The 25785-nt window shown below is 70.4% G+C and carries 28 protein-coding genes; 17 read left to right on the forward strand and 11 right to left on the reverse strand.

The window, feature by feature from the left end:
- The first annotated feature begins 180 nt into the window (after window positions 1–180).
- The 9 genes from SKC42_RS05580 to SKC42_RS05620 are packed head-to-tail and all read left to right on the forward strand — an operon-like array spanning window position 181 to window position 8060.
- Complete coding sequence (locus SKC42_RS05580; RefSeq protein ID WP_330963573.1) at window positions 181–1302, forward strand: polyprenyl synthetase family protein; 1122 nt, start codon at window positions 181–183, stop codon at window positions 1300–1302.
- 28 nt (window positions 1303–1330) lie between these two features.
- The gene (gene crtI / locus SKC42_RS05585) at window positions 1331–2863 is read left to right on the forward strand and encodes a phytoene desaturase family protein (protein ID WP_330963574.1); all 1533 of its coding nucleotides are present in this window, start codon (window positions 1331–1333) and stop codon (window positions 2861–2863) included.
- Complete coding sequence (locus tag SKC42_RS05590; protein WP_330963312.1) at window positions 2860–3837, forward strand: phytoene/squalene synthase family protein; 978 nt, start codon at window positions 2860–2862, stop codon at window positions 3835–3837. The genes crtI and SKC42_RS05590 overlap by 4 nt, the downstream gene beginning before the upstream one ends.
- Window positions 3834–4157 (forward strand): lycopene cyclase domain-containing protein, encoded by a 324-nt coding sequence (locus SKC42_RS05595; protein ID WP_330963313.1) that lies wholly within the window; start codon window positions 3834–3836, stop codon window positions 4155–4157. The genes SKC42_RS05590 and SKC42_RS05595 overlap by 4 nt, the downstream gene beginning before the upstream one ends.
- Entirely contained in the window at window positions 4154–4465 is a 312-nt protein-coding gene (locus SKC42_RS05600) for a lycopene cyclase domain-containing protein (protein WP_330963314.1), read from the forward strand. Before SKC42_RS05595 ends, SKC42_RS05600 begins: the two co-directional genes overlap by 4 nt.
- Window positions 4452–5177: a class I SAM-dependent methyltransferase gene (locus SKC42_RS05605; RefSeq protein WP_330963315.1), complete on the forward strand. Its 726-nt coding sequence runs from the start codon at window positions 4452–4454 to the stop codon at window positions 5175–5177. The genes SKC42_RS05600 and SKC42_RS05605 overlap by 14 nt, the downstream gene beginning before the upstream one ends.
- Complete coding sequence (locus SKC42_RS05610) at window positions 5174–6703, forward strand: hydroxysqualene dehydroxylase (RefSeq protein ID WP_330963316.1); 1530 nt, start codon at window positions 5174–5176, stop codon at window positions 6701–6703. The genes SKC42_RS05605 and SKC42_RS05610 overlap by 4 nt, the downstream gene beginning before the upstream one ends.
- Window positions 6700–7698, forward strand: coding sequence for a DUF5914 domain-containing protein (locus SKC42_RS05615; RefSeq protein ID WP_330963317.1), 999 nt, complete (start codon window positions 6700–6702; stop codon window positions 7696–7698). The genes SKC42_RS05610 and SKC42_RS05615 overlap by 4 nt, the downstream gene beginning before the upstream one ends.
- Window positions 7686–8060 carry a DUF2784 domain-containing protein gene (locus SKC42_RS05620; RefSeq protein ID WP_442931996.1) on the forward strand — a complete coding sequence of 125 codons (375 nt, stop codon included), beginning with the start codon at window positions 7686–7688 and terminating at the stop codon, window positions 8058–8060. Before SKC42_RS05615 ends, SKC42_RS05620 begins: the two co-directional genes overlap by 13 nt.
- On the opposite strand, the gene SKC42_RS05625 is transcribed toward SKC42_RS05620, so the two are convergent.
- Entirely contained in the window at window positions 8057–8233 is a 177-nt protein-coding gene (locus SKC42_RS05625) for a hypothetical protein (protein ID WP_330963318.1), read from the reverse strand. The two genes, SKC42_RS05620 and SKC42_RS05625, sit on opposite strands and share 4 nt — an antisense overlap.
- A 142-nt stretch (window positions 8234–8375) precedes the next feature.
- On the opposite strand from SKC42_RS05625, the gene SKC42_RS05630 reads away from it, so the two are divergent.
- From SKC42_RS05630 to SKC42_RS05640, 3 genes are all read left to right on the forward strand, one after another.
- On the forward strand, window positions 8376–8702 hold the full coding sequence (locus tag SKC42_RS05630) for a LapA family protein (RefSeq protein ID WP_330963319.1): 327 nt from the start codon (window positions 8376–8378) through the stop codon (window positions 8700–8702).
- A gap of 197 nt (window positions 8703–8899) precedes the next feature.
- Window positions 8900–8995 (forward strand): hypothetical protein, encoded by a 96-nt coding sequence (locus SKC42_RS05635; protein ID WP_442931997.1) that lies wholly within the window; start codon window positions 8900–8902, stop codon window positions 8993–8995.
- Between the two features lie 158 nt (window positions 8996–9153).
- A complete protein-coding gene (locus SKC42_RS05640; RefSeq protein ID WP_330963320.1) occupies window positions 9154–9717 on the forward strand; it encodes a MarR family winged helix-turn-helix transcriptional regulator in 564 nt (187 codons plus the stop codon).
- On the opposite strand, the gene SKC42_RS05645 is transcribed toward SKC42_RS05640, so the two are convergent.
- On the reverse strand, window positions 9714–10964 hold the full coding sequence (locus tag SKC42_RS05645; protein ID WP_330963321.1) for a glycosyltransferase: 1251 nt from the start codon (window positions 10962–10964) through the stop codon (window positions 9714–9716). The genes SKC42_RS05640 and SKC42_RS05645 overlap by 4 nt on opposite strands.
- Before the next feature lie 10 nt (window positions 10965–10974).
- Entirely contained in the window at window positions 10975–12021 is a 1047-nt protein-coding gene (fni, locus tag SKC42_RS05650; protein WP_330963322.1) for a type 2 isopentenyl-diphosphate Delta-isomerase, read from the reverse strand.
- A 137-nt stretch (window positions 12022–12158) separates the two neighbouring features.
- Here fni and SKC42_RS05655 point away from each other — a divergent pair, with 137 nt between their 5' ends.
- From SKC42_RS05655 to SKC42_RS05670, 4 genes are all read left to right on the forward strand, one after another.
- The gene (locus SKC42_RS05655; protein ID WP_442932021.1) at window positions 12159–14246 is read left to right on the forward strand and encodes an MMPL family transporter; all 2088 of its coding nucleotides are present in this window, start codon (window positions 12159–12161) and stop codon (window positions 14244–14246) included.
- Window positions 14243–14722, forward strand: coding sequence for a TspO/MBR family protein (locus tag SKC42_RS05660; RefSeq protein ID WP_330963324.1), 480 nt, complete (start codon window positions 14243–14245; stop codon window positions 14720–14722). Before SKC42_RS05655 ends, SKC42_RS05660 begins: the two co-directional genes overlap by 4 nt.
- A 13-nt stretch (window positions 14723–14735) precedes the next feature.
- On the forward strand, window positions 14736–16064 hold the full coding sequence (locus SKC42_RS05665) for a cryptochrome/photolyase family protein (protein ID WP_330963325.1): 1329 nt from the start codon (window positions 14736–14738) through the stop codon (window positions 16062–16064).
- Window positions 16065–16194: 130 nt separating this feature from the next.
- Window positions 16195–16749, forward strand: coding sequence for a DUF4333 domain-containing protein (locus tag SKC42_RS05670; protein ID WP_330963326.1), 555 nt, complete (start codon window positions 16195–16197; stop codon window positions 16747–16749).
- 106 nt (window positions 16750–16855) lie between these two features.
- Here SKC42_RS05670 and SKC42_RS05675 read toward each other — a convergent pair whose 3' ends face one another.
- On the reverse strand, window positions 16856–17593 hold the full coding sequence (locus tag SKC42_RS05675; RefSeq protein ID WP_330963327.1) for an acyltransferase: 738 nt from the start codon (window positions 17591–17593) through the stop codon (window positions 16856–16858).
- 201 nt (window positions 17594–17794) lie between these two features.
- Between SKC42_RS05675 and SKC42_RS05680 the strand changes: the two genes are divergently transcribed.
- Window positions 17795–19072, forward strand: a complete 1278-nt coding sequence (locus SKC42_RS05680) for a PQQ-binding-like beta-propeller repeat protein (RefSeq protein ID WP_330963328.1) — start codon at window positions 17795–17797, stop codon at window positions 19070–19072.
- A 46-nt stretch (window positions 19073–19118) separates the two neighbouring features.
- Here SKC42_RS05680 and SKC42_RS05685 read toward each other — a convergent pair whose 3' ends face one another.
- From SKC42_RS05685 to serB, 7 genes are all read right to left on the reverse strand, one after another.
- Window positions 19119–19811, reverse strand: coding sequence for an esterase (locus SKC42_RS05685; protein WP_330963329.1), 693 nt, complete (start codon window positions 19809–19811; stop codon window positions 19119–19121).
- A 72-nt stretch (window positions 19812–19883) separates the two neighbouring features.
- Window positions 19884–21116 carry a THUMP-like domain-containing protein gene (locus tag SKC42_RS05690; protein WP_330963577.1) on the reverse strand — a complete coding sequence of 411 codons (1233 nt, stop codon included), beginning with the start codon at window positions 21114–21116 and terminating at the stop codon, window positions 19884–19886.
- Window positions 21074–22048: a class I SAM-dependent methyltransferase gene (locus SKC42_RS05695; RefSeq protein WP_330963330.1), complete on the reverse strand. Its 975-nt coding sequence runs from the start codon at window positions 22046–22048 to the stop codon at window positions 21074–21076. The genes SKC42_RS05690 and SKC42_RS05695 overlap by 43 nt, the downstream gene beginning before the upstream one ends.
- A gap of 10 nt (window positions 22049–22058) precedes the next feature.
- On the reverse strand, window positions 22059–22769 hold the full coding sequence (locus SKC42_RS05700) for an enoyl-CoA hydratase (protein ID WP_442931999.1): 711 nt from the start codon (window positions 22767–22769) through the stop codon (window positions 22059–22061).
- Window positions 22766–23605 carry an NUDIX hydrolase gene (locus SKC42_RS05705; RefSeq protein WP_330963332.1) on the reverse strand — a complete coding sequence of 280 codons (840 nt, stop codon included), beginning with the start codon at window positions 23603–23605 and terminating at the stop codon, window positions 22766–22768. Before SKC42_RS05705 ends, SKC42_RS05700 begins: the two co-directional genes overlap by 4 nt.
- Window positions 23602–24396 (reverse strand): ABC transporter ATP-binding protein, encoded by a 795-nt coding sequence (locus SKC42_RS05710; RefSeq protein ID WP_442932022.1) that lies wholly within the window; start codon window positions 24394–24396, stop codon window positions 23602–23604. The genes SKC42_RS05705 and SKC42_RS05710 overlap by 4 nt, the downstream gene beginning before the upstream one ends.
- 136 nt (window positions 24397–24532) lie before the next feature.
- Entirely contained in the window at window positions 24533–25771 is a 1239-nt protein-coding gene (gene serB, locus SKC42_RS05715) for a phosphoserine phosphatase SerB (RefSeq protein WP_330963334.1), read from the reverse strand.
- Window positions 25772–25785 lie beyond the last annotated feature (14 nt).

A 25785-nucleotide genomic window follows, 5' to 3' on the forward strand; every position in this document is an offset into this window, starting at 1 on the left:
GTCCCAAAGCCCCCGGAAACGGGATGCGAAATTCCCTTCAATAAGTTAATGTTTAAAAAAATGAAGGTAGTTGGGCGGGACAGGCCGCCCGACGATCGCCAGGCCGGAGCGGTTTTGCGAGCCAGAGTGCCGTTCGAGCCTGCGGTCGACGAGCCGCACGGGAGGGAGCGCGTGGGCCACATGCATGCGTTGTCGTTGAAATCGGCCACCGAAGCGCCGCCGGCAGCCTCCGCCTGCCTGGACAAGGACGGGCTGCACGGCTGGCGGTCCCAGCTGCGGCGCTCGGTTCTCGCCGACATCGCCGAGTTCGTCGGCCACCAGTCCCGTGAGCTGGCCGCGACGCGGGTGGACGCGGCCGGTGACGTCTTGGTGGAGTTCGTCTCGGGCGGCAAATGCCTGAGGTCCACCTTCATGTATCTCGGCTGGCTGTGCGGCGCGGCGCCGAGCCGGGCCGCCGTGCGCGCCGCCGCCAGCCTGGAGCTCCTGCACGCCTTTGCGCTCCTGCAGGACGACGTGATGGACGGTTCGCCCGAACGGCGCGGACGCCCGTCGGCCCACCTGCAATTCGCCGAGTGGCATCGCCGGCGCGGCCTGGCCGGTTCCGCGCCCCGGTTCGGTGAGTCGTCGGCCATCCTCCTGGGCGACCTCTGCCTCATCTGGGCCGAGCAGATGCTGCGCGAGAGCGGCGTCGACCCGCGGCGCCTGCAACTGGTGTGGCCGCGCTACGACGCGATGCGCACCGAACTCGCGGTGGGTCAATTCGCCGATCTGGCAAGCGACGTCGGCAACCTGCCCACCCTGGAGGCGGTACTCGACGTGGCGCGCCGAAAGTCGGGCAACTACACGGTGCGCCGGCCGCTCGAGATGGGCGCCGCCATGGCCGGCTGCGACGAGCGGACGTTGACGCGGCTTGGGCGGTACGGCGCCGACCTCGGGGAGGCGTTTCAGCTCCGCGACGACGTCCTCGGTGTCTTCGGCTCCCCGGCCACCACCGGGAAGCCCAGCGGAGGGGACCTGCTCGAACGGAAGGCCACCAGCGTGGTAGTCACCGCCTTCCAGTTGGCCGACGTGCCCACCCGGCAGGAAATCGGCGCGCTGCTGACCAGCGAGCGGATCGACGAGGCCGGGGTGGACCGATGTAAGGAACTGATCATGGCCACCGGCGCGGTCGAGCTGATAGAAGGAATGATCAGCGACCGCGTCGCGTCCGCCCGCGAACACCTCCGTGACATGGCGATCGAAGAGGCGCTTCGCGGCGCGCTGGACGACATGGCGGCCGCCTGCACGGACAGGGAAGTATGAGGATGACGAAGGTGGGAACCCGTTGACCATGCGGACCGTCGGGGGACGCACCGAACGCGTCGTCGTGGTCGGCGCCGGCCTGGCCGGGCTGGCCTCGGCGCTGCACCTGGCCGGCCGTGGCCGCGAGGTCACGGTCGTCGAACGCTACCCCTGGCCTGGTGGCCGGGCCGGGCGGCTCGACCTGGACGGCTACCGAGTCGACACCGGACCCACGGTGTTGACCATGCCGGAGATCATCGACGACGCGTTCGCGGCCGTAGGCGAGAACAGGTCCGACCGCCTCGAGCTGTTGCCCGTCGACCCGGCGTACCGGGCGGTCTTCGCGGATGGCAGCGCCATCGACGTGCACAGCGACGCGGAGCGGATGGCCGCGGCGATCGAACAGTTCGCTGGCTTCGGGCAGGCAGCGGGCTACCGACGGCTGCGCGAGTGGCTCGGGCGCTTGTACCGCATCGAGTTCGACGGTTTCATCGCCGCCAACTTCGATTCGCCGCTGTCGATGCTGACCCCGCAACTCGCGCGGCTGGCCGCGATCGGAGGCTTCCGCAAGTGGGAACGAATGGTCAAGCGCCACATCAGCGACGAACGGCTGCAGCGGGTCTTCACCTTCCAGTCGCTGTACGCCGGCGTGGCGCCCCGCGACGCGTTGGCCGTGTACGCGGTCATCGCTTACATGGACACCATCTCGGGAGTGGTGTTCCCGCGCGGCGGCGTGCGAGCGCTGCCGGACGCGCTCGCCGCCGCGGCGAGCGACGCGGGGGTCACGTTCCGCTACGGCGCCGCGGTCACCGGACTCGAACGCGCCGGCGGCCGGATCAACGCCGTGCGCACGGACCGGTCCGAGCGCATCGAGTGCGACGCGGTGGTGTTGACCACCGAACTGCCGCAAACCTATGCCCTGTTGGGTCGCACACCGCGGCGGGTGCTCCCGCTGCGGCCGTCGCCGTCGGCCGTCGTGGCCCACATCGGATGCCGCACCGTTGTGCCCGAAACCGCGCACCACACAATCCTCTTCGGCGACGCGTGGGATCAGACGTTCACCGACATCGTCCGCGATGGCCGGCTCATGCGGGATCCGTCGCTGCTGGTGACCCGCCCGACGGCGAGCGACCCCGCGCTCGCCCCGGCCGGGCGCGACCTCCTGTACGTGCTCGCGCCCGCGCCGAACCTCGACCGCGGCACCGTCGATTGGGCCGCGGTGCGCGGCGCCTACACCGAGAACATGATCGACCACGTCACCGAGCGGCTGCTGCCGAGCTTGCGCGACGACGCGACCATCCTGGACGTCGTCACCCCGGCCGACTGGGCGCGTCAGGGCATGGCCGCCGGCAGCCCGTTCGCGCTCGCCCACACGTTCGCCCAGACCGGTCCGTTCCGGCCCGCGAACATGGTGCGCGGCATCGACAACGCCGTGCTCGCCGGGTCGTCCACCGTTCCGGGTGTCGGTGTCCCGACCGCCCTGATCTCCGGGCGCCTCGCCGCCGACCGCATCACCGGACCCGGTCCGCACCGTGCGGGCCGGAGGACAACGCACGTCGACACGAAAGCCGGAACGCCATGATCCGCGGCGAGCTCGACGCGGCCGGAATCGACGACCCTCGCCTGCGAGCCGGATATCGCCGCTGCCGCGAACTCAATGCCGCGCACGGCCGCACCTTCTTCCTCGCCACCCGGCTGCTGGCGCCCGATCAGCGGCCCGCCGTGCACGCGCTGTACGGCTTTGCGCGCTACGCCGACGACATCCTCGACGATCTCGACCCCACGCTGGGCACCGACGTCAGGGCCGAACGGCTACAGCACCTTGCCGACCGGTTCTTCGCCGGCGGCGGCGCCGACGACCATGCCGACGACCATGCCGACGACCCGGTCCTGCTGGCGGTCACCCACACCGCCCGCCGCTACCGCATCGGCGCCGAACTGTTCGAAGACTTCCTGGCGTCGATGCGGATGGACCTCACGGTCACCGACTATCCCGACCGCGGCGCGCTGAACCTCTACATGCGGGGGTCCGCGGAGGCGATCGGCCTGCAGGTGCTGCCCGTGCTGGGCACCGTGGTGCCGGTCGAGCAGGCCGCCCCGTACGCCGCGGCGCTCGGCCGGGCCTTTCAGCTCACCAACTTCCTGCGCGACGTCGACGAGGACCTGCTGCGCGGGCGGGTCTACCTCCCGGCCGACGAGCTGGCCGCGCACGGCGTCGACCGCGACCTGCTGATGTGGTGCCACCGGCACCGCCGCACCGATCCGCGGGTGCGCGACGCCCTGGCCGCCCAGCACGAGATCGCCCGGGAAACATACCGATTCGCTGACGCGGGGATCGCCACACTGGCGCCGCGCTCGCGGCCGTGCGTGACGACGGCGGCGGAGCTGTACGCGGAAATCCTGGACCGCATCGAGGCGAGCGACTTCGCCGTGTTCAGCCACCGCGCCACCGTGGGCAAGGCTCGACGGCTCCAGGTCGCCGGGGTGGGGCTGATACGGTCGTGGCGGGCGCGCGGCAGCGCGGCGACTGTTTCTGATCCTCCAGGAGCCGCATGAGCGATCGGTGGCAATATCTGCTGGTCCTGGCCGCCTGCCTGGCGATCACCGCGCCGCTGGAAGCTTTCGGACCCGGCGTCTACCGCCAGTGGCGGCGGCTCGCCCGGGCCGTCCCGCCGGTCGCGGCCGTCTTCTTGATCTGGGACGAGATCGCCGTCGCCGCGCACGTGTGGCGCTACAGCCCCACCTACATCAGCGGCCTTCTCATCCCGTTCCGCGTGCCCATCGAGGAAGTGCTGTTCTTCCTGGTGATCCCGGTGTGCGGGCTGCTGACCTACAACGCCGTGGGCACCATCCTCGGCAAGGTCCACCGCCGATGACCGGGCTGGGCTACACGGTGCCGGCGGCGGTGGCCGTCGCGGCGGTCTGCGCGCTGGAACTGGCGGTGCTGCGCACCGGCCTGTTCCGCCGGCCGGCCTACTGGCTGTCGATGGTGATCGTGCTGGGCTTCCAGATTCCCGTCGACGGCTGGCTAACCAAGCTCAGCTCCCCCATCGTCATCTACGACGACCACCAGACCACCGGCGTTCGATTCCCGTTCGACATCCCGATCGAGGACTTCCTGTTCGGTTTTGCGATGGTCACCGCGGTGCTGCTGCTCTGGGAACGGCAACGTGCGCGTCGGTGAGCTGGGGCTGCCCCACGGCGACCTGTCCGCCGCGTTCGACGCCGGGGCGTCGGCATACGACCGGCTGGTCGGCGCCAACCCCGGCTACCACGCCCACCTGCTGCTCTCGGCGCGCCGCATGCGACTGCCCAACCGCGGCAAGGGATTACGGATCCTCGACGCAGGGTGCGGCACCGGGGCGTCGACGGCCGCCCTGCTCGCCGTCGCGCCCGAGGCGGAGATCGTCGCCGTCGACGCGTCGCGCGGCATGCTCGACGCGGCGCGCGCGAAGGGCTTTCCCGCGTCGGTGCGCTTCGTGCACACGCCCATCGAGCGCCTGGCCGAGCAGGGCATCACGGCTCCGTTCGACGGCATCCTGGCCGCGTACCTGATCCGCAACGTCGCCGAACCCGACGAGCAACTGCGGCGATTCCGCGCGCTGCTGCGGCCCGGCGGCACCCTGGCCGTGCACGAGTACTCGGTGCGCGACTCCCGACCCGCAACAGCGATCTGGCACGCCGTCTGCTGGAGCATCATCATCCCCGCCGGGTGGCTGCGCACCCGCGACACCGCCCTGTACCGCTACCTCTGGCGCAGTGTCCTGGCGTTCGACGGCGCGGCACGGTTCCGCCGGCGCCTCGCCGACGCGGGGTTCGCGGCGGTGCACAGCGAGACGGTGCCCGGCTGGGAGGCCAACATCGTCCACACCTTCCTCGCGGACGCCCCGTCATGACGGGGACCGATCGCCGCCGCGAAACGTTCGCAGCACCAAGCGGATTGCCGAATGCCGATGCCCTGCCGGCGCGCCCGCGGGCGGTCGTCGTCGGCGGCGGCATCGCGGGCCTGACGGTCGCCACCGGGCTGGCCGAACGCGGCGTCGCCGTCGAGGTGATCGAACGCGAGGACTACCTCGGCGGCAGGGTGGGCGGCTGGACCGAGCGGCACGGCGCATCGCCGTTGGCCATGAACCGGGGTTTCCACGCCTTCTTCCGCCAGTACTACAACCTACGCGCCCTGCTGGCGCGCATCGACCCGCGGCTGCGGATGCTCACCCCGGTCGAGGACTATCCCCTCATCGACGGGGCCGGGCGGCGCGACAGCTTCCGGGGGCTGCCCCAGACCCCGCCCTGGAACGCCGTGGCCTTCGCCGCGCGCAGCCCCACCTTCCGGCTCCGCGACTTTCTCGAGATCGATGCGCGGGCGGCGGCGCCCCTGGCTGCGGTGTCGGTGCCCGACATTTATCGGCGCCTCGACAACGTGGACGCCGCAACGTTTCTGGCGAATATCCGGTTCCCGGAAGCCGCGCGCCACCTGGCTTTCGAGGTGTTTTCGCGGAGCTTCTTCGCCGACCCCTCCGAGCTGTCCGCCGCCGAGCTGGCCACCATGTTCCACATCTACTTCCTCGGCTCCAGCGAGGGACTCATCTTCGACGTCCCCACCGAGAACTACGACAGCGCGCTCTGGGGGCCGCTCCAGCGCCACCTCGAAAAGCACGGTGCCCGAATCCGGCTCGGTACCGGCGTGGCCCGAATCGACGCCGGCCCGGCGGCGCCGTACCGGGTGTATACCGACTCCGGGGAACGGCTTGACGCCGACGCCGTCGTGCTCGCCACCGACATCGCCGGGCTGCAGAGGATCGTGGCCGCGTCCGACGGCCTCGGGGGCGACACCTGGCGCGCGCAGATAGAGCGGATGCGCGTCGCGCCGGCGTTCGCCGTCCACCGGCTCTGGCTCGATCGCCCGGTCGCCGCCAACCGGCCGCCGTTTCTGGGAACCGCCGGCCACAAGCCGCTGGACAATATCAGCGTCCTGGAGCGCTACGAGCTTCAGGCCGCCGAATGGGCCCGGGGGCACCGTGGCTCGGTCGTCGAACTGCACTGTTACGCCCTCGACTCCCCCGACTCGCGCGCGGCGGCCATCGACCAGCTGCACCGGTTGTACCCGGAAACCGCGGCGGCGCAGATCGTTTCCGAGGTGTCACTGGTGCGTGGCGACTGCCCGTTGTTCGCTCCGGGTTCCTACGGCGACCGGCCCCGGGTGGTCACCCCTCATCCGGGTCTGGTGCTGGCCGGCGACGCCATCCGCATCGACCTGCCGGTAGCGCTGATGGAGCGCGCCGCGACCACCGGATGGTGCGCGGCCAACGAATTGCTGAGATCATGGGGACTGGCCGGCCACCCGCTGCAATCCGTACCCACCCGGGGCCGCTCGCCACTGCTGCGATGGCTGGCCACGCGTGAAAGAGCCACACGACCATGAGCATCCGCAGACAGATCAGCCAACGGTGGCCCAAAGACTGGCCGCTGCAGGTCATCCCGCGCACGTCGTGGGCCGCTCAGGAGCCGACGTATCGAGAAGCCGACCCACGTCTCATCGAATCGGCGCTCAACCGCTCCCAGCAGCGACCCACCGGGAACTGGTATGCGATCGCCGCGAGCCGCGACGTGCGCGAAGGGCGGCCGTACGGGGCCCGCGTGGCCGGTGTGGACATCGTGGCCTGGCGAGACGGCCTGCGCCGCCTTCGCGTCGGCCCGCGCGGTTGTCCCCACCTGGGCGCCGATCTTGCCACCGGAATCGTCGACAAAGGCAGGCTGATCTGCCGATGGCACGGGCTGGCGCTGGACGGCGCCCGCCGCGAATTCGGCTGGAGCCCATTGCCCAGCCACGACGACGGCACCCTGGCGTGGGTGCGTCTCGACAAAGTCGGCGGCGAGGCACCGCTTGCCGAGCCGGTGCTCCCGGAGCGCCCGGCCGGTGACACGATGGCCGCCGTCACCCGCATGGTCGGTGTATGCGAGCCGGCCGACATCATCGCCAACCGACTCGACCCCTGGCATGGTGCGTGGTTCCATCCGTACTCGTTCGCCAGGCTCGAGGTGCTCACCACGCCCACCGAACAGGCCGACCGCTTCCTGGTCGCGGTCACCTTCCGGATCGGCCGCCTCGGGGTGCCCGTCATTGCGGAGTTCACCTGCCCGGAGGCGCGCACCATCGTGATGCGCATCGTGGACGGGGAGGGCGTCGGCAGCGTCGTCGAAACACACGCCACGCCAATGGGTTCAGGGCCCGACGGGCGACCACGGACCGCCGTGCTGGAAGCGACCATCGCCTACTCGAACCGTCCGGGCTTCAAGCGGGCCTCGCGGGCGGCACCACTGATCTCACCGCTGATGCGCCACGCCGCCGCACGTCTGTGGCGCGACGACCTCGCCTACGCTGAGCGGCGCTACGACGTCCGCGCGTGCCGACCGTGAGAAGGGGATACGCCGCCGCCGTGGCGGCGACCGTCGCCGCCCACTTCGCCTACCTCGTGTACGTCCCGTCGGGTGGCTTCCTCGCGCTGCGCTGGCCCCGCACCGTGGTGTTCCACGTGCCCGCGGTTGCCTGGGGAGTCGCCGTGGTCGGGCTCGAGCTCCCCTGCCCGTTGACATCGCTGGAAGCGTGGTCGCGCCGGCGCGCCGGCATGGATCCCTTGCCCACGACAGGCTTCATCGACCGCTACGTCGCCGGGGTGCTCTACCCGACCCACCGCACCGGGGCCGCGCAGGGATTCGCGTTCGTAGCCGCCGCGGTCTCCTGGGTGCTGTTGGCGGCGAAGCGCTTTCGCCGCGGCTAGCCGCCGGGCCGCGCAGGCTGGGCCGCGTCGACCGGGGGCGCGCTCGTGCCCGCCGTCTCGGGCGCGCCCGACCTGCGTTGCCACACCACCCAGGCGCCCGCCGCCAGCAACACCGCCGACAGGGTGGCCGCCGGCCACAGCGCCAACTCGGCCAGCCACAGACGCCGTTGCACGCGCGCCACCCGCCGTTGCCCGTTTCGGGCGCTTCGCAAGGCAGTTCTAACAGTCATTGCGTCCGATATACCCGCAGGCCGGAGGGCCAAACCCCGCGCGGGCGGAGCGTTTGGCCGGGTCCGTTACGGGCTAGTCACCACCATGAGCACTAATCCCTCGGTTCCGTCCCAGCCGTCACCTGCGCCCGCGACGGTCGCCACGCCACGGGCAAGCCGTTCGTTCACGCGGCTGGCGGCGGCCTGGTGGGCGCTCGTGGTCGGCTTGCTGATCCTCATCGTCCTGCTCGTCTTCGTCGCTCAGAACACCGATTCCGTGACGGTGCACTTCCTGATGCTGCACTGGAACCTTCCGGTCGGCGTGGGGTACCTTCTTGCCGCCGTGGCGGGCGCGACCATCACCGTCCTCGTGGGTGCGGCCCGAATGATCCAGCTGCGGCGAGCGGCCAAGAAGAACCTCACCCCGCTCTGATCCGCTGACGCCGGTTCGGCCGCCGATGGTGGGCGTTATCGGTACGTGTAAGCATCCCGAATTTGGGTAACTCAGTTAATCATTTAGTTTCTTAACGAGCTTGCAGGTCGAGGCCGAATGCACGCGCCGCGGGAAGTCGCGGCTCCGACGGGCGGAGTGAGCGAGGCGGCACACTGCCCGACGACGGCCACGCCCGAATGCGCAAGGTCGTCGGCGACGTCCGGCGCCACCTGGCGCAACGGCCCAAGGGCGACATCGACCACACCGCCCGGCGCCGCTCGCCGATGAACTAGGGGCCACGACCCCATCAAATCCTGACCAAACCCCGGTCGACGCGCACGTTCATCCGTCCATCGGCTAGAAATGAGAAACGCCCGACGGCGTTCGTTGGCCGCGACTGCGCGGTCGCCGATACGCTGATCGGCGAATCTCATCAGAAGGATGCGGATAATTGACCAAGCGCGGCGCTGCAGATCGGCAACCGGACCGGGCCGAGCTGGAGAAGTTGATGTCTGCCGACATGCGCGCGCTGACCGCTCAGTCCGACCGCATCGGCCGCCACTTCGCGCGTCAGAACGAGGTCGGCGGCAGCGACTTCCACGCCTTGCTGCACATCATGGTTGCCGAAACGGCCGGTGAACCCCTCAGCCTGGCCCAGTTGCGACAGCGGATGGACGTCTCCCCCGCCGCCATCACCTACCTGGTGGACCGGATGATCGACGCCGGCCATATCCGGCGAGAGGCCGATCCCGGCGACCGGCGGAAGTCGTTGCTGCGCTATGAAAAACCCGGAATGGCGTTGGCGCGCTCCTTCTTCACTCCGCTCGGCGACGAACTACGCTCGAAGCTCGCCGACGTGCCGGATCGGGATCTCCTTGCCGCACATCGCGTATTCCTGGCGATGATGGAAGCGATGGCAACGTTCGAAGCGCAGCTCGCCGCCCAACGCGCGAAACCGGCGGCAGCCCAGGCGAAGGCGAACGCGGCCAGGGGCCGACGGCGCACGGTGCGCTAGCGGCCCAGCGATTCTGTGGTCGATCCGAGCACGCGTTGCTCGATCAGGTCGGCCCCGTGGGCCACCCCGCCGGTCGCGGCGAATCCGGCGGCCACCCGGCGCGCGCCGTCGGCCATCGTGATCGCCTCGCGGACCCGTGCCTTCAGCCGGGATGGCGTGAGCTTGTCGGCGGGCAGGCGGGTACCGCAGCGGGCGACCTGCACTCTCCGGGCGACTTCCGCCTGGTCGCGGGCGAACGGCACGACAACCACGGGCACGCCGTGGTCGAGCGCTTTGAGGGTGGTACCCATCCCGCCGTGGGTGATGGCGCAGTTGGCCCTGGCCAGGATCGCGGCGTGCGGCGCGAATCGGCAGACGGTAGCGTTCGCGGGTCGCGGCAGGCCGGCGGGCACGCCCGCCGGGAACGTCGCAACCACGTGGACGTCCTCGTCGGCGAGCGCCTGCAGCGCGGTCCGGCCCAGGGCGGTGTCGGGTTGCTTGATCGACGAGGTGTTGACGAGCACCAGCGGCCGCCCGATCGCGTCGATCCAGTCCGGCTCCGCCGTCGCAGACGGCTCGAACACGCACGCCCCGATGTGGTGCACCAAGTCCCCCCACCCCGGATGCGGGTATTCGAACGGCTCCCCGCCGACCGCCAGCAGCAGCGGGGCACGCCGCATGAAGGCGTCGACCGACCTGACCGGCGGCAAGCCCAGGTCGGCGCGAATCCGGTTGAGCGGCGGCAGCATTGGCCGGTCGAACAGGTGCCGCACAATCGGGCGGACCGACGCGTCGCGGAAGGCACCAACGACGCCCGGGAGCGGCCGCATCCCCGGCCCGAAGGGCGGCACCCCGCGGGACCGCAGGTATGGGGTGAAGGGTGAGAACACCAGCCACGGCATGGCCCCGGCCTCCGAGGCCGACATCGCGCCCCAGCAGTTGGCGTCGACAATGACCGCGTCCGGCCGGACCGCATCCACGGCGCCACGCAGGTCTTCGACCTCTAAAATCGCACGGCGGCAAAGCACATCGATGGTCAGCTTCAACACTTCCAATGCCGTCCGCGCGCGCCAGTCCGCCCCGACGATCGCTTCGATCCGGGGGTCGACGGCTTCGGCGTGGATACCGGCCGCGCGCATCGTCGACACCCCTTCGGACATGGTGCGCACGTGGACCTCGTGCCCACGCTCGGCGAGTTCGCGCAGCAGCGCGCCGACGGGCAGCAGGTGACCGAGCCCGGGCGAGCCGTACGCCAAGATCACCGACATGTCGCCGACATCACGGGCCGTGAATCAGGTCGAGGGCGCGCAGACCCGGCAGGGCGGCGACGCCACAGCCGTGCAGGCACACCCGGAGCTCGTCGATGAACGGCTGCAGCCAATCCACCACCGCGTCCGCGGATTCGATCGCGGCCGCCAGCAGTGGCCGCGCCACCGCCACCACGTCGGCGCCCAGCGCTATCGCCTTGGCCGCGTCCATCCCGGTGCGGATCCCGCCGGAGGCCACGAGGGCAACTTCCGGCAGCGCCGCACGAACCTCCACGATCGCCCGTGCGGTGGGAATGCCCCAGTCCGCCAGGTGCGGGTAGCGCAATTTCCCGTATCGGACGAATTGTTCGACCCGCGACCACGAGGTTCCCCCGGCGCCCGCGACATCGATTCCCGCGACGGGCAATTCACGCTCGCGCCCGAGCAGTTCCGCGACCGCCGCGGCACCGATTCCGTGGCCGACCTCCTTGAGCAACACCGGGTAACCGATCTCGCCGGCCACCTCACGAAGCCTCGCCACGGAGCCGGAGAAGTTCGTGTCGCCGTTGCGCTGCATCGCCTCCTGCAGCGGATTGGTATGCACCGCAAGAACGTTGGCGCCAACCCGATCGAGCGCCTTGGCCAGTTCCGGGGCCGCCGCCATGGTCAACTGCGACAGACCGATATTCCCGAACAACAAAACGTCGGGGGCCACGTCACGCACGGTGAAGCTGGTGGCGGCGCGTTCACCGAGCGCGCTGTCCAGCATGATCCGCTGGGAGCCGAGCATCATCCCCAGCCCGAGCCGTTGCGCGGCGGCCGCCAGATTTCGGTTGATCGTTCCGGACAACTCGGCGCCGCCGGTCATCGCGCCGATGAGGATCGGGGCGCGCAGCCGGCCACCGAAGATTTCCGTGGACAAGTCGATGTCGCCCAGGTTGGTTTGGGTGCACGCGTTGTAGGGCAACTGATAGTCGCCCAGGCCGGTGCTCACGCCCGCGTAATCGACCTGCTCGCTCAGGCACACGTCGATGTGGCGCCGCTTGCGCGTCGTCATCGTGTGCGGGTCGGTGGTCATCGCCGGCGAGCCGCCCGCGTGCTGTGCATGTCCTCCATCTTGCCTCCTGACGGCATCGCCCACCCACTGCCCACACCAGCATTTCAGTTGATTAATTGTTAAGCAACTGAAATGCTTGCCCGGTGACGTGGGAGGGCATGGCGGCGGCGGTGACGGGCCGGCGTTCGTGGCTGCTGGGGTTGAGCGTCCTCTTACTGGGTATCGGTTTCATGGTGCTCATCGGGGAGAACGCCGCGGCAGGCCAGGCGCCCCTCTCGGTGCCCGCAACCGCCGATTCGGCCAGGGTCGAGGCGATGGCCCGCCAATTCCCGGACGGCGACCGCTCCCCCCTGCTTTTGGTGACCAGCCGCTCCGACGGCGCAACGCTGAGCCCAGCCGACCTCGCGGCCGCACAGGAGGCGCGCGATCGCATGCTGCGGGTCACCGAGGCGGCCGGAGGTGCGCCGCCGATGCTGGCCGCGAGCGACCGCAAGGCGACCACCGCCGTGGTCCCGGTGAGCGCCGATCTGTCGGGCCTCGCCCTTGACGATCGCGTGGCAGCCTTGCGCGCCGCGGCCCGTGCCGGGCTGCCCCAAGACCTCACCGCCCACGTCACCGGTGGACCGGCCTTCGGCGCCGACATCGCGAACGCCTTCACCGACGCCAACGTCACCCTCCTGGCGGCGACGGCGTCGGTAGTCGCGTTGCTGTTGATCGCGACCTACCGCTCACCGGTGCTTTGGCTGGCGCCGCTGCTGGTGATCGGGTTCGCCGATCGCGTCTCCTCGGCCGTCGGCACCGCGGTGGCGTCGCTGACGGGGCTCAGCTTCGACGGCGCTACGTCCGGCATCACCAGCGTGCTCGTCTTCGGCGCGGGCACCAACTATGCGCTGCTGCTCATCTCGCGCTACCGGCAGGAGCTTTCCGCCCATCGCGACCACCGCGACGCGCTGCGCCGAGCGGTGCGGATGGCGGGGCCAGCCATCGCCGCGAGCAACGCCACCGTCGTGCTGGCGCTGCTCACCCTGCTCCTCGCCGCCACGCCCAGCACCCGCAGCCTGGGCGCCCTCGCCGCGTGCGGGTTGGTCGTGGCCGCCCTGTCGGTGCTGGTGGTGCTGCCGCCCCTGTTGGCGCTGTGCGGCCGGCGACTGTTCTGGCCGTTCATCCCCCGCCCGGCCGACGGCGCGACCATCGAGTCCGGGCCCTGGCATCGGGTCGCCGAATGGGTCGGCGGCCGTCCCGTCCCGATCGCCGCCGTCGCGATCGCGGCCCTGCTGGCACTGGCCACCGGCCTGCTCGGAACGCGAATCGGCTTGTCGCAGACCGAACAGTTCCGGCTGCGTGCCGACTCGGTGACCGGTTACGACGTGGTGGCCGCGCACTTCCCTGCGGGCGCGGTCAACCCCACCCTGGTTGTCGCGCCGACCGCCTCGGCACCGCGCATCCAGCAGGCCCTTGGCACCACCCCCGGCGTGGTGTCGGCGATTCAATCCGGCCAGTCGACGACCGGCCTGACGAAATGGTCGGTGGTGACCGACGCGCCACCGTCGTCCGACCGCGCATTCGCAACCGTTGCCGCCCTGCGTGATTCGACGAAATCGATCGACGCGGGTGCGCTGGTGGGCGGGCCCGACGCCCAGGCCCTCGACGTCCGCGACGCCGCCACGCACGACCGCCTGGTGGTAATACCGGCGATCCTGGGCGTGATCCTCGCCGTTCTCTTCCTGTTGCTGCGCGCCGCGCTGGCGCCACCGATCCTGCTGGCCGCCACGATCCTCGGCGCGTTGGCAGCGCTCGGTCTCGGCGGCTGGTCCAGCATCCACGTCTTCGGTTTCCCGGCGCTCGACAACACCACCCCGTTGTTCGCCTTCCTGTTCCTTGCCGCGCTGGGTGTGGACTACACGATCTTCCTGGTCACCCGCGCCCGCGAGGAGGCGGCGGGCCGCGGCGCCCGCGCCGGCATGGTCCGCGCCGTGTCGGCCACCGGGGGCGTCATCACCAGCGCCGGAATCGTTCTGGCGGCGGTATTCTGCGTGCTCGGCGTGCTGCCGCTGATCGTGCTGACCCAGCTCGGCATCATCGTCGGCCTCGGGATCCTGCTCGACACCTTCATCGTGCGCACGCTCGTCATCCCCGCGATGTTCGCCCTCATCGGTGACCGCGTCTGGTGGCCCGCCGACCCCGTCGGCACCGATAGACCTGCAGCACATGCCATTCCGGAATCGTCAGATGGGAGCGCATCATGAACAAGTCGACACTTGCCGCGACGACGATTGCCGTCGCCGCGGCCGCCGGCGCCGGCAGCACGGCCAGCGCGAAAGAGGTGCCGCTGTGGTATGCGCGGCTGCGCAAGCCGCCGTACCAGCCTCCCAACGCCGCGTTCCCGGTGGCATGGACGACGCTCTACACGGACATCGCGGCGACGTCCGCCGTGGCCATCGATCGGTTTCGCGCAACGGGTCAGCACGACAAGGCCCGCCGTTACATCGCGGCCTTGGGCGTGAACCTGATCCTCAACGGCGGATGGAGCTGGCTCTTCTTTCGCTATCACAAGCTCGGAGCGTCCGCGGTGGGCGCCGCGGTGCTGACGGCCAGCAGCGCCGACCTGGTGCGCCGCACGGCCGAGGCGGATCCCCGCGCGGGGCTGGCCATGTCGCCTTACGCGTTGTGGACGAGCTTCGCGACCGTCTTGGCCAGCCACGTGTGGTGGCTCAACCGCTGAGGGGGCGTCGGAAATGCCGTCGTTGTTGTGGTTTCGCCGGGACCTGCGGTTGCTCGACCACCCGGCGCTCGCCGCCGCGGCCCGCGACGGCGATGTGCTCGCCTGCTTCGTCCTCGACCCGCGACTGGAAGCGTCGGCGGGCCCCCGCCGGCTGCAATTCCTGGGCGATTCGCTGCGGCACCTGCACGAGAACCTGGACGGTCGGCTGCTCGTGGCCCGCGGCCGGCCCGAAGAGCTGATTCCCAGCATTGCCAAGGAGATTGACGCGTCGGCCGTGCATGTCTCGCAGGACTTCGCGCCGTTCGGAAAGCGCCGCGACAAACGGGTGAGCGCGGCGCTGAGTCCGGTGCCGTTGACGGCCACGGGATCGCCCTACCTGGTTTCCCCGGGCCGCGTCGCCAAGAAGGACGGCTCCCCCTACAAGGTCTTCACCCCGTTCTTCCGCGAGTGGCGCGCGATCGGCTGGCGGGCACCGGTCAAGTCGGGCGCCGGGTCGGCGCGCTGGCTCGACCCCGCCCGGCTCGGCATCGAGCGGTGCGACATTCCCGATCCCGGCGCCCCACTGGATCTCGCGGCCGGGGAGCACGCGGCGCACGTGGAATGGGAGGCGTTCGTCCACGACGGCCTCGAGCGCTACGCGCAGGACCGCAACCGGCCCGACCGCCACGGAACCAGCCGCATGTCGGCGCATCTCAAATTCGGGACCATCCATCCCCGGACCCTGGTCGCCGACCTGGACCTGCGCCGCGGCGGGGCACCGAACTATCTGCGGGAGTTGGCGTTTCGCGATTTCTACGCCAATGTGCTGCATCACTGGCCGGCCAGCGTGTGGCGCAACTGGAACTCAGACTTCGACGCCATTCAGACCGATACCGGCGACGAGGCGAAGCGCCGCTTCGAGCGCTGGAAGGCGGGTGAGACCGGGTTTCCGTTCGTCGATGCGGGGATGCGGCAGCTGCGCGAGACCGGCTTCATGCACAACCGGGTACGGATGACCGTCGCGTCGTTCCTGGTCAAGGATCTTCATCTGCCGTGGCAGTGGGGCGCCGAATGGTTCTTGGAGCAGCTCGTCGACGGCGACATGGCCAACAACCAACACGGTTGGCAGTGGTGCGCGGGGTCCGGCACCGACGCCGCGCCCTATTTCCGGGTCTTCAACCCGACCAAGCAGGGCGAGAAATACGACCCGTCCGGCGATTACATCCGGCGCTGGGTGCCCGAACTGCGCTCGGTGGCCGACGTGCACTTACTCAAAGGCGAACGGCCGCAAGGCTATCCGGATCCGATGGTCGACCACGGCGCCGAGCGCGCCGAGGCCCTGCGCCGCTATCAGAGCATGTGAGCGCGGCACGGTCTCTACGTTTTTTGGCCTAAGCCTCCGCCCAAACCGTTTACCCCAAGCGGATTGGCATGCAATTATCAGCCGATTCACAGTTGACAAATTCGCTGTGTACCCGACAAGGGAGGCAATGATGGCTCACTCGATCGTTCGCGCGTTGCTGGCATCCGGGATCGCCGCCGGTTTGATGGCCGCCGCCGGCGCCTGTTCCTGTTCGGTCGGGTCGTCATCGCACGCCGTGAGCAAAGGTGACATCGCCAGCCAGATCACCGCGAAGATGACCGACGCCGCGGGCAACAAGCCGGACTCGGTCACTTGCCCCGGCGACCTGCCCGCCAAGGTGGGGGCGCAGCTCAACTGCGAGATGAAAGTCAAGAACCAGACTTTCAACGTGAACGTGACGGTGACCAGCGTCGAGGGCAGCAACGTCAAGTTCGACATGGTGGAAACCGTGGACAAGAACCAGGTCGCGCAGGTGATCAGCACCAAGCTGCAACAGCAGGTCGGCAAGAAGCCGGACGCCGTGACGTGCCCCGACAACCTCAAGGGCGTCGAGGGCGCGACGCTACGATGCCAACTCACCGACGGGAGCGACAAGTACGGCGTGAACGTCACCGTCACCAGCGTCGACGCCGGCGACGTGAACTTCGACTTCAAGGTCGACGACCACGCCGAGCCATCGACCTAGCGGCGATCGCGAGCGCGGCGAAGCCGGGCGAAGCGGGTCGCCGCCATCGACCTAGCGGCGATCGCGAGCGCGGCGAAGCCGGGCGAAGCGGGTCGCCGCCATCGACCTAGCGGGCCGCCTTCTTGCGTTCGATATCGGCGAGGGCGGCGGCCAGCTCGGCGCGCTGGGCGGCCGAGCTCTCCCACGACAGCTGCCGGTTCTTGACCACCTTGGCCGGGGCGCCGACGGCGATCGAATAGTCCGGGATCTCCCCGCGCACCACCGCGTGCGAACCGAGCACGCAACCGCGCCCGACGGACGTGCCGCGCAGCACGGTCACCTTCACCCCCACCCAGGTGTCGGGCCCGATGCGCACCGGGGATTTGATGATGCCCTGGTCCTTGATCGGCAAGGTGATGTTGTCCATGCGGTGGTCGAAGTCGCAGACGTAGCACCAGTCGGCCATCAACACCGAGTCGCCCAGCTCGATGTCGAGGTAGGCGTTGATCACGTTGTCGCGGCCCAGCACCACCTTGTCGCCGAAGCGCAGCGAGCCCTCGTGCGCCCGAATGGTGTTCTTGTCCCCGATGTGCACCCAGCGGCCGATCTCGAGCTGCGCCAGCTCGGGCGTCGCGTGGATCTCGACGTCCTTGCCGAGGAACACCATGCCGCGGGTGATGATGTGCGGGTTGGCCAGCTTGAACTTCAGCAGCCGCCAATAGCGCACCAGGTACCACGGGGTGTAGGCGCGATTGCGCAGCACCCACTTCAGCGAGTCCAGCGTGAGGAACTTGGCTTGTCGTGGGTCCCGCAGGTTCGATCCACGCCAGCGGCGATGGACCGGGGCACCCCACATGCTCGTCATGGCCGGAAAGCCTAACGATGAGAAGTCACGCGATCGAGACGGGTTACCCTCACCTGTACTCGCAAACCTTCGTCGAACGTCGAGTCGTTGCGATTTTTCTTGGGTAAGTGCCCCGCTATCTCGACGTTCGGCGGCGAAGGAAGGACTTGGGAAACCGAGGTGCTTGCCCGACACATGCGTGGGCTTCGGTGTTGGTCATCGGTGGCTCTCGCGGCGGTCCTCGCGGTGGGGCTGGCCGGGTGCGGTAACACCGATTCGTGGGTTGACGCGTCGCCCGCCCAGGGATGGCCCGCTCAGTACGGCGACGCCGCCAACAGCAGCTACTCGTCCATCGGCGGGGCCACCAAACTCTCGCTGCAATGGACACGGTCCGTCAAGGGCAGCCTCGCCGCGGGTCCGGCGCTCAGCGCGCGCGGTTACCTCGCGCTGAACGCCCAAACGCCGGCCGGATGCTCGCTGATGGAGTGGGAGAACGACCACAACGGCCGGCAGCGCTGGTGCGTGCGGCTGTTCCAGGGCGGTGGCTTCGCCGGGCCGCTGTTCGACGGGTTCGACAACCTCTACGTCGGCCAGCCGGGGGCCTTCCAGTCCTTTCCGGTGACGCAGTGGACCCGGTGGCGGCAGCCCGTGATCGGGATGCCCACCACGCCCCGATTCCTCGGGAACGGTCGATTGCTGGTCAGCACCCACCTGGGCCAGGTGCTGGTGTTCGACGCGCACCGCGGTGAGGTCGTCGGGAGTCCGCTGGACCTGGTGGACGGGGTGGATCCCACCGACGCCACCCGCGGCCTTGCCGATTGCGCGCCGGCCCGCCAAGGCTGCCCGGTCGCGGCCGCGCCCGCCTTCTCGGCCGCCAGCGGGACGGCCGTGATCAGCGTCTGGCAGCCCGGCGCCCCGGCCGCGAGCCTGATCGGGCTCAAGTACCACCCGGGCCAGACCCCGCTGCTGGTGCGCGACTGGGCCAGCGATGCGGTGACGTCCGGCGTCATCGCCAGCCCGGTGCTGTCCGGCGACGGGTCGACCGTGTACGTCAACGGGCGCGACCAGCGATTGTGGGCGTTGCAAGCCGCCGACGGGAAGGTGAAGTGGTCGGTGCCGCTGGGCTTCCTGGCGCAGACGCCGCCCGCAATCACCCCGCAGGGGCTGATCGTCTCGGGCGGCGGCCCCGATACCCACCTGGCGGCGTTCAAGGATGGCGGCGATCACGCCGACCAGGTGTGGCGCCGCGACGACATCGCCCCGCTGTCGTCGTCCAGCCTGGCCGGTGGGGGCGCCGGCTATGCCGTGGTCAGCGGCCCGGCGGCGAACGGCTCGCCGGGCATGTCGCTGCTGGTATTCGACCCCGCCAACGGCCACACGCTGAACGCCTACCCGATGCCCGCCGCCACCGGCTACCCCGTCGGGGTGTCCGTCGGCGCCGACCGCCGGGTGGTGGCCGTGACCAGCGACGGGCAGGTCTACGGTTTCGCGCCGGCCTGAGCGGCCCCGTCTAGCCGCCGCGCGTGTGAGCGGGCCCGGACGCCCGCTAAACGGCCAGCGGCGGGATCGCGTTGCGCGGCACCGACGCCTGGACCGGCCCAGCGAACGCCGGCAGCATTTCCCCGGGGGCGAAGTAGAAGATCAGCTGGTCATCGGTGATGGCGAAGTTCTGGTAGTGCGAGGGGTCGCGCCCCGTCGAGGGCAGGATCGCGGCGCCCACGGGATTCTGGCGCGCGAGATCGCGCTGAACGGCCGGGAAGACGCTGTCCAGCGGCGTGGTGTTGGGCGGGAACAGCGTGTCGAACGTGATGGGCTGCTTGGCGCCGAGGTTGTAGTTGAACGTCTTATACCAGGTCGACGGGTGCGCTCCGAGGTCCTGGAAGAACTTGAGCACGACGCTGCGCGTGTTGTGCGGCGGCTGCCCGGAGCTGTGCTGCTCCGTAGTGGCCTCCATCTGGTACGGCTGGTCGCGGCTGCCGGAACTCTGGGCGACGCTGACGAACCCGTCGCGGTTCTGGGTGATGTAGTCGGTCAGGGCCTGTTCGTCGGGATAGTCGGCCGGAAACGTCATGCTGAGCGTGTACGTGGGGCCGGTGGCCTGGACGTGGCACAGCTGTCCCGCGTCGACCGTGCCGTCCAGGCTGACGCAGGACGGCGGGGCCGCCGACGACGAGGGTGCCGCCGGCCAACCCAACAGGACCGCGGGCGCGAACACCGCGGCCGCTAGCAGATAACGCATGGTCGAACTGTCCTCGCAAACATTAAAAAGGTTGGGCGACTGGAAGAGTGCCGGCAGCCAGCGTACCCGGAGCTACCGGGAGGGACGGCAGACGAACGCGGTCGCGTGGCCGGCGGCCCCGGCACCGATGCGGGTGATGACCACCGACAGGGCCTCGCCGCCCCGCGGCCGCAACCGGCGCCGCAACGCGTCGGGGTCGACCTGCACGCCGCGAACCAAGATCTCCAGCGCCCCGCAATCCCGAGCCGAGAGCGCCCGCCGCAGGCGCCGCTCGTCGAATGCCAGCCGCTCGAGCACTTCGAAACCCCGGACTCCCGGCGGCAGCGCATCCCCGGACAGGTAGGCGATGTCGGGGTCGAGCTGCCACAGCCTGTGCCTGGCGGCGTAGTGCCGCACCAGGCCGGCGCGCACCACCGCGCCGTCGGGGTCGACGATCCACCGGCCCGCGGGCCGCACGGCGCAGTCGGAAGGCTCCGCATCGGTGATCTGCTCGCCGCGGTCCAGCACGCTGGCCCGCCGGCGCACCCCCGGCGACGCCAGCCCGGGCGACCACAGGCACGCCTCCCGCACCGATCCCCGCCAGGAGGTAACCTCGATCTCGCCGTCGAACCCCAGGCGCCGCACGTCATCGAAATCGATTCCTGGAGAACACTTTACGACAAAGTCGCGGTCGCGGCAGGCGTCCATCAACGGGCTCAGGGCGGGTCGGTAGTCGTCGATGCCGAAGCGCCGGCGCCCGTCCTGCCGCCGCGCCGGGTCGACCAGCAGAACCGCGTCGCGGGTCACCGGATGCAGGGCGTCGGCCCGGCAGAGGTGGGCCGCCTCCCCCAGGTTATGGCGCGCCATCGCCAGCCGCACCGGGTCGATGTCGCTTCCGACGGCGGGGATGTCCGCGCGGCGCAACGCGGCCATCTCGGTGCCGATCGAGCACGTCGCGTCGTGCACCGCCGTGGCCGTGCCGGCGAGCCGCCGGGCCCGATGCAGGGCCACCGGAGCCGCGGTGGCCTGCTGCAGCGCCTCGTCGGTGAACAACCAGCCCGATACTTCGCCGAGGCCGTCGAGCTTGTCGGCGGCGCGCCGGCGCAGCAGGGTGGTTTCCACCAGGACGGCCGCCCGGTCGCCGAACCGGGCACGCACCGCCGCGACATCGGCGATCCGGGTGGCACCGGTCAGCGCGAATTCGGCGACCTCTCGCAGCGCCGCGCCACCGGCTTGCGACCGCAGGTAGCCGACGTCGTCCGCGCTGAAGGCGAACCCGCCACTCAGGAGGGTTTGACCCCGGTGACCATGACGTTGTAGAACCAGCCCTTCGGCACCACGCGGCGCCAGACGTTCGCATCGGCCCAGCTCAGCGCCTTCCAGCCGCTGAACGCGAACTTCGCCCAACCCCAGCCGAGGCGCCCGGGCGGCACCGACGCCTCGAACGTGCGGACCGGCCAGCCGAACATCGCGGCGGTGAACTCTTCGCTGACGGTCCGCACCTCGGCGGCACCCGCATTGGTGGCCATGCGCTCGAGGTCCTGCGGGGTGAAGGTGTGCAGGTCGACGATCGCCTCCAGGGCCGCGGCCCGGGAGGATTCGTCGAGCTCGGCCTGCGGCCGCCGCCAGCCGCCCAGGCCGGGGAGCCGGGTGACGTTGGTGGCGACCTTCCAGGTCAGCGTCGACAGCTCGCGGGCATAGACGTCGCCGGCGCTGGTCGGCTCGCCGGCGAAGACGAAGCGACCGCCCGGCTTGAGCACCCGCATCACCTCGCGCAGCGACAACTCCACGTCGGGAATGTGGTGCAGGACGGCGTGGCCGACGACGAGGTCGAAGGTGTTGTCGTCGTACGGGATGCCCTCGGCGTCGGCGACCCTTCCGTCGATGTCCAGGCCCAGCGATTGCCCGTTGCGGGTGGCGACCTTGACCATGCCGGGCGACAGGTCGGTGACCGACCCGCGCCGCGCCACCCCGGACTGGATCAGGTTGAGCAGGAAAAATCCTGTGCCACAACCCAATTCGAGCGCCCGATCGTAGGGCAGCTCGCGCAGGGCCTCGGCGGGAACGATGGCGTCGAACCGGCCCCGGGCATAGTCGATGCAGCGCTGGTCGTAGGAGATCGACCATTTCTCGTCGTAGGACTCGGCCTCCCAGTCGTGGTAGAGCACCTGGGCTAGCTTGCTGTCATGCCGGGCCGCTTCCACCTGCTCGGCGGTGGCATGCGGGTTAGGAACGGCGTCGGTCGAACTCGTCGTCATGAAGGGCAGCCTAACGGGCGCCGGATGCGGAGTCCGCCGCACGGCCCTGACCTGCGGCGAACACGTCGTTGATGCCCGCCTTGACGGCCGCCAGCGCGTGCCGCGGCCCATCGAGGAAGCGGCGCGCCCACGCCGCGGCGGCGTCGTACACGTCGTCGGGGGCCACCAGCTCGTCGACCAGGCCGAGCGCCAGGGCCTCCTCGGCGTCGACGAAGCGCCCGCTGAACGCCAGCTCCTTGGCCTTGCTCGCCCCGGCCGCGCGGGTCAGGCGGGCCAGGCCGCCGCCCCCGGGGACCAGGCCGGCCAGGATCTCGGTCGCCCCGAACCTGACGTTGTCCCCGCTGACCCGCCAGTCGGCGGCCAGGGCGAGCGTCAGGCCCGCGCCCAGCGCGTAGCCGGTGATCGCGGCGACGGTCGGCTTGGGAATGGCGGCGACGGCGTCGACGGCGTGGCGCCGGACCGCGGCCGCGGTGTCGGCCTCGGACGCGTTCAGGGTCCGCAGCTCCGGCAGGTCGTCGCCGGCGGAGAAGATCTCGTGGCCGCCGAACAGGATCACCGCCGCGACGTCGTCGCGGCGGCCGAGCTCGTCGGCCGCGGCCACGATCTCCCGGTAGACCTGGCGGGTCATCGCGTTGGTCGGCGGCCGTGAGAGCAGCAGCATGGCCAGGCCGGAGTCCCGCGTGCCGTCACTCACCACGACGCGGACGAACTCGCCGGTCAATGGCGCCACCCCATCCCGCCGGCCTTGCGCGCCTGGTGGTAGCGGTCGGAGTCGAAGAACTCGAACATCCAGTTGTCGCCTTGTATTTCGAGACGCGGCTGCACGGTGACGATCTGGCGCTCGACCGACAGCACGTCCTCGACGGTGCGGCCCGCCAGCGAGTCCAGCTGCGTCCAGGTCGGCGGCAGCAGGAAGCTCTCGCCGGCCGCGAAGTCGTCGAGGGCAGCCTCCGGCGTCGTCCAGCCGGCCCGGTCGGATTCGGTGTTCTCGCCGTCCGCCCGCTGTCCCGCCGGCAGCGCCCCCACGAAAAAGTAGGTGTCGTAGCGGCGGGTGCGCTCAGCTTCGGGGGTGACCCAGTTCGCCCATGGCCGCAGCAGGTCGGACCGCAGAACCAGGTTCTCGCGGCGCAGGAAGTCCGCGAACGACAGCGTTCCCTCCGCGAGGGCGTGGCGGGAGTCGCGGTACATCGACGCGTCGCCGACGATGGCGTCCGGGCCGGAACTGGACCCGGCGAACAGCACGCCCGACTCCTCGAACGTCTCGCGGGCGGCCGCGCAGACCAGCGCCTCGGCCAGGTCGGGCTCGACGCCGAATCGCTCGGCCCACCACTGCGGCGGCGGACCGGCCCAGGCCCCCATTCCCAGTTCGGCGTTCCGGTCGCGGTCGTCGACGCCCCCGCCCGGAAAGACCATGGTCCCGGCGGCGAAGTGCATCCGGGCGTGTCGGCGCATCAGGAAGACGGCCAACCCGGTCTTCGAACCCTCCGGCTCGGGACGGACCAGCATGACGGTCGCGGCCGGCCTGGGCACGAGGGGTTGTTCGTCGGGTTGGGTCATGGGGCCCTCCGGTGGGCAGCGCGGGTGCGGATGCGCCGGGCGAAATATCGCCCGTCGACGACTTCCAGGGCGATCGACTGGCCGAAGGCGGCGGACAGGTTCTCGGCGGTCAGCACGTCGGTCAACAAACCCGACGCCACCACCTGTCCCTCCGACAACAGCATGCAATGGCTGAAGCCGGGCGGGATCTCCTCGACGTGGTGGGTGACCAGGACCAGCGCCGGCGCATCGGGGTCGGCGGCGAGGTCGGCCAGCCGCGCCACCAGCTCCTCGCGGCCGCCCAGGTCGAGGCCGGCGGCCGGTTCATCGAGCAGCAGCAGTTCCGGGTCGGTCATCAGCGCCCGCGCTATCAGCACCCGCTTGCGCTCGCCTTCCGACAGCGTCCCGTAGGTGCGGTCCGCGAGGTGCTCGGCGCCCAGGCTCTCGAGCATGTCGACCGCGCGCCGGTAGTCGACGTCCTCGTAGCGTTCCCGCCACCGGCCGAGCACCGCGTAGCCGGCCGAGACGACCAGGTCGCGCACCACCTCGTCGGTGGGAATCCGTTGCGCCAGCGACGACGAGCTCAGCCCGATCCGCGCGCGCAGCTCCGACATGTCCACCCGGCCCAGCCGTTCCCCGAGGACGAAGGCGACTCCCGACGAGGGGTGCTCGGCGGCCGCCGCGATGCGCAGCAGCGACGTCTTGCCGGCGCCGTTGGGGCCGACGATCACCCAGCGCTCGTCGAGTTCGACCGCCCAGTCAAGCGGCCCGACCAGGACCCGGCCGTCCCGGCGCAGCGAGACGTCGCGCATTTCGATCAGCAGATCGGGGGCGGCTGCCTCGTCAGTGTGGTCGGGCACCCGACCATCGTGCCGTACCACGGCACCCGAATCCGTGCCGGGTCACCGCCTTCCGCGAGGCGGCCAGGCGGCCGCGCCCGCGCGATCGCTACGACTCGGGCGGGATCTCCACTCGGCGCACCTCGCCGTCGACCGCGTCGGCGGCCTCGATCTCGCCACGGGTGATGCCCAGGAGAAAAAGCACGGTGTCCAGGTAGGGGTGGCTCAGCGACGCGTCGGCGACGGCGCGCAGCGCCGGCTTGGCGTTGAACGCCACACCCAGCCCGGCGGCGGCCAGCATGTCGATGTCGTTGGCCCCGTCGCCGACGGCGACGGTCTGCGCCATGGGCACGCCGGCCTGCTGCGCGAAGTCGCGCAGCGCCTTGGCTTTGCCGGCCCGGTCGATGATCGGCCCGGCGACCCGGCCGGTGAGCGTGCCGTCGACGATCTCGAGGTCGTTGGCGGCGACGAAGTCGAGCATCAGTTCCTCGGCCAGCGGCTCGATGATCCGGCGGAATCCCCCCGACACCACGCCGCAGTGATAACCCAGCCGGCGCAAGGTCCGCAGGGTCGTGCGGGCTCCGGGCATCAGCTCAAGCTGATCGGCGACCTCGTCGATCACGGTGGCGGGCAAGCCCGCCAGGGTCGCCACCCGCTGCTGGAGCGACTGCGCGAAGTCCAGCTCGCCGCGCATCGCTGCCTCGGTGATCGCGGCGACCGTCCCCTCGGCGCCTGCCTTGGCCGCCAGCATCTCGATCACCTCGCCCTGCACCAGGGTCGAGTCGACGTCGAACACGATGAGCCGCTTGGCCCGGCGCTCGAGGCTGTAGTCCTCGACCGCGATGTCGACGCTTTCGCCGGCGGACACCCGGTTGAGGGCGGTCCGCAGCGCCCCGTCGGCCCCCGCCGGCACCGAGACCCGCAGCTCGAGGCCGGTGACCGGGTAGTCGGAGACGCCCCGGATGAGGTCGATGTTGACGCCCAGCGCCGCGGCCTCGCGGGCCACCGTGCTGAATGCGCCGGCGGTGATCGGCCGGCCCAGCACGTAGATGGTGTGGGTAGACGGGTCCCGGATGATCGGCACGTCGTCGCTGCGCTCGATGCTGACGTCGAGGCCCAGACCCCGGATGGCGTGCTCCACGTCGTCGCGCAGCGCCCCGCTATCGGCCACGGCGGACGGGCAGCAGACCAGCACGCCCAGCGTCAGCCGGTGGCGGATGACCACCTGCTCGACGTTGAGTAGCTCGACACCGTGCCGCGACAGGACCTCGAAGAGCGCGGACGTCACGCCCGGCCGGTCCACGCCGGTGACGGTGATGAGCACCGACACCTTCGGTGGTGATGTCACTGGCGACTCAACGC

It is taken from the genome of Mycobacterium sp. 050134 (assembly GCF_036409085.1).
Lineage (GTDB): Bacteria > Actinomycetota > Actinomycetes > Mycobacteriales > Mycobacteriaceae > Mycobacterium.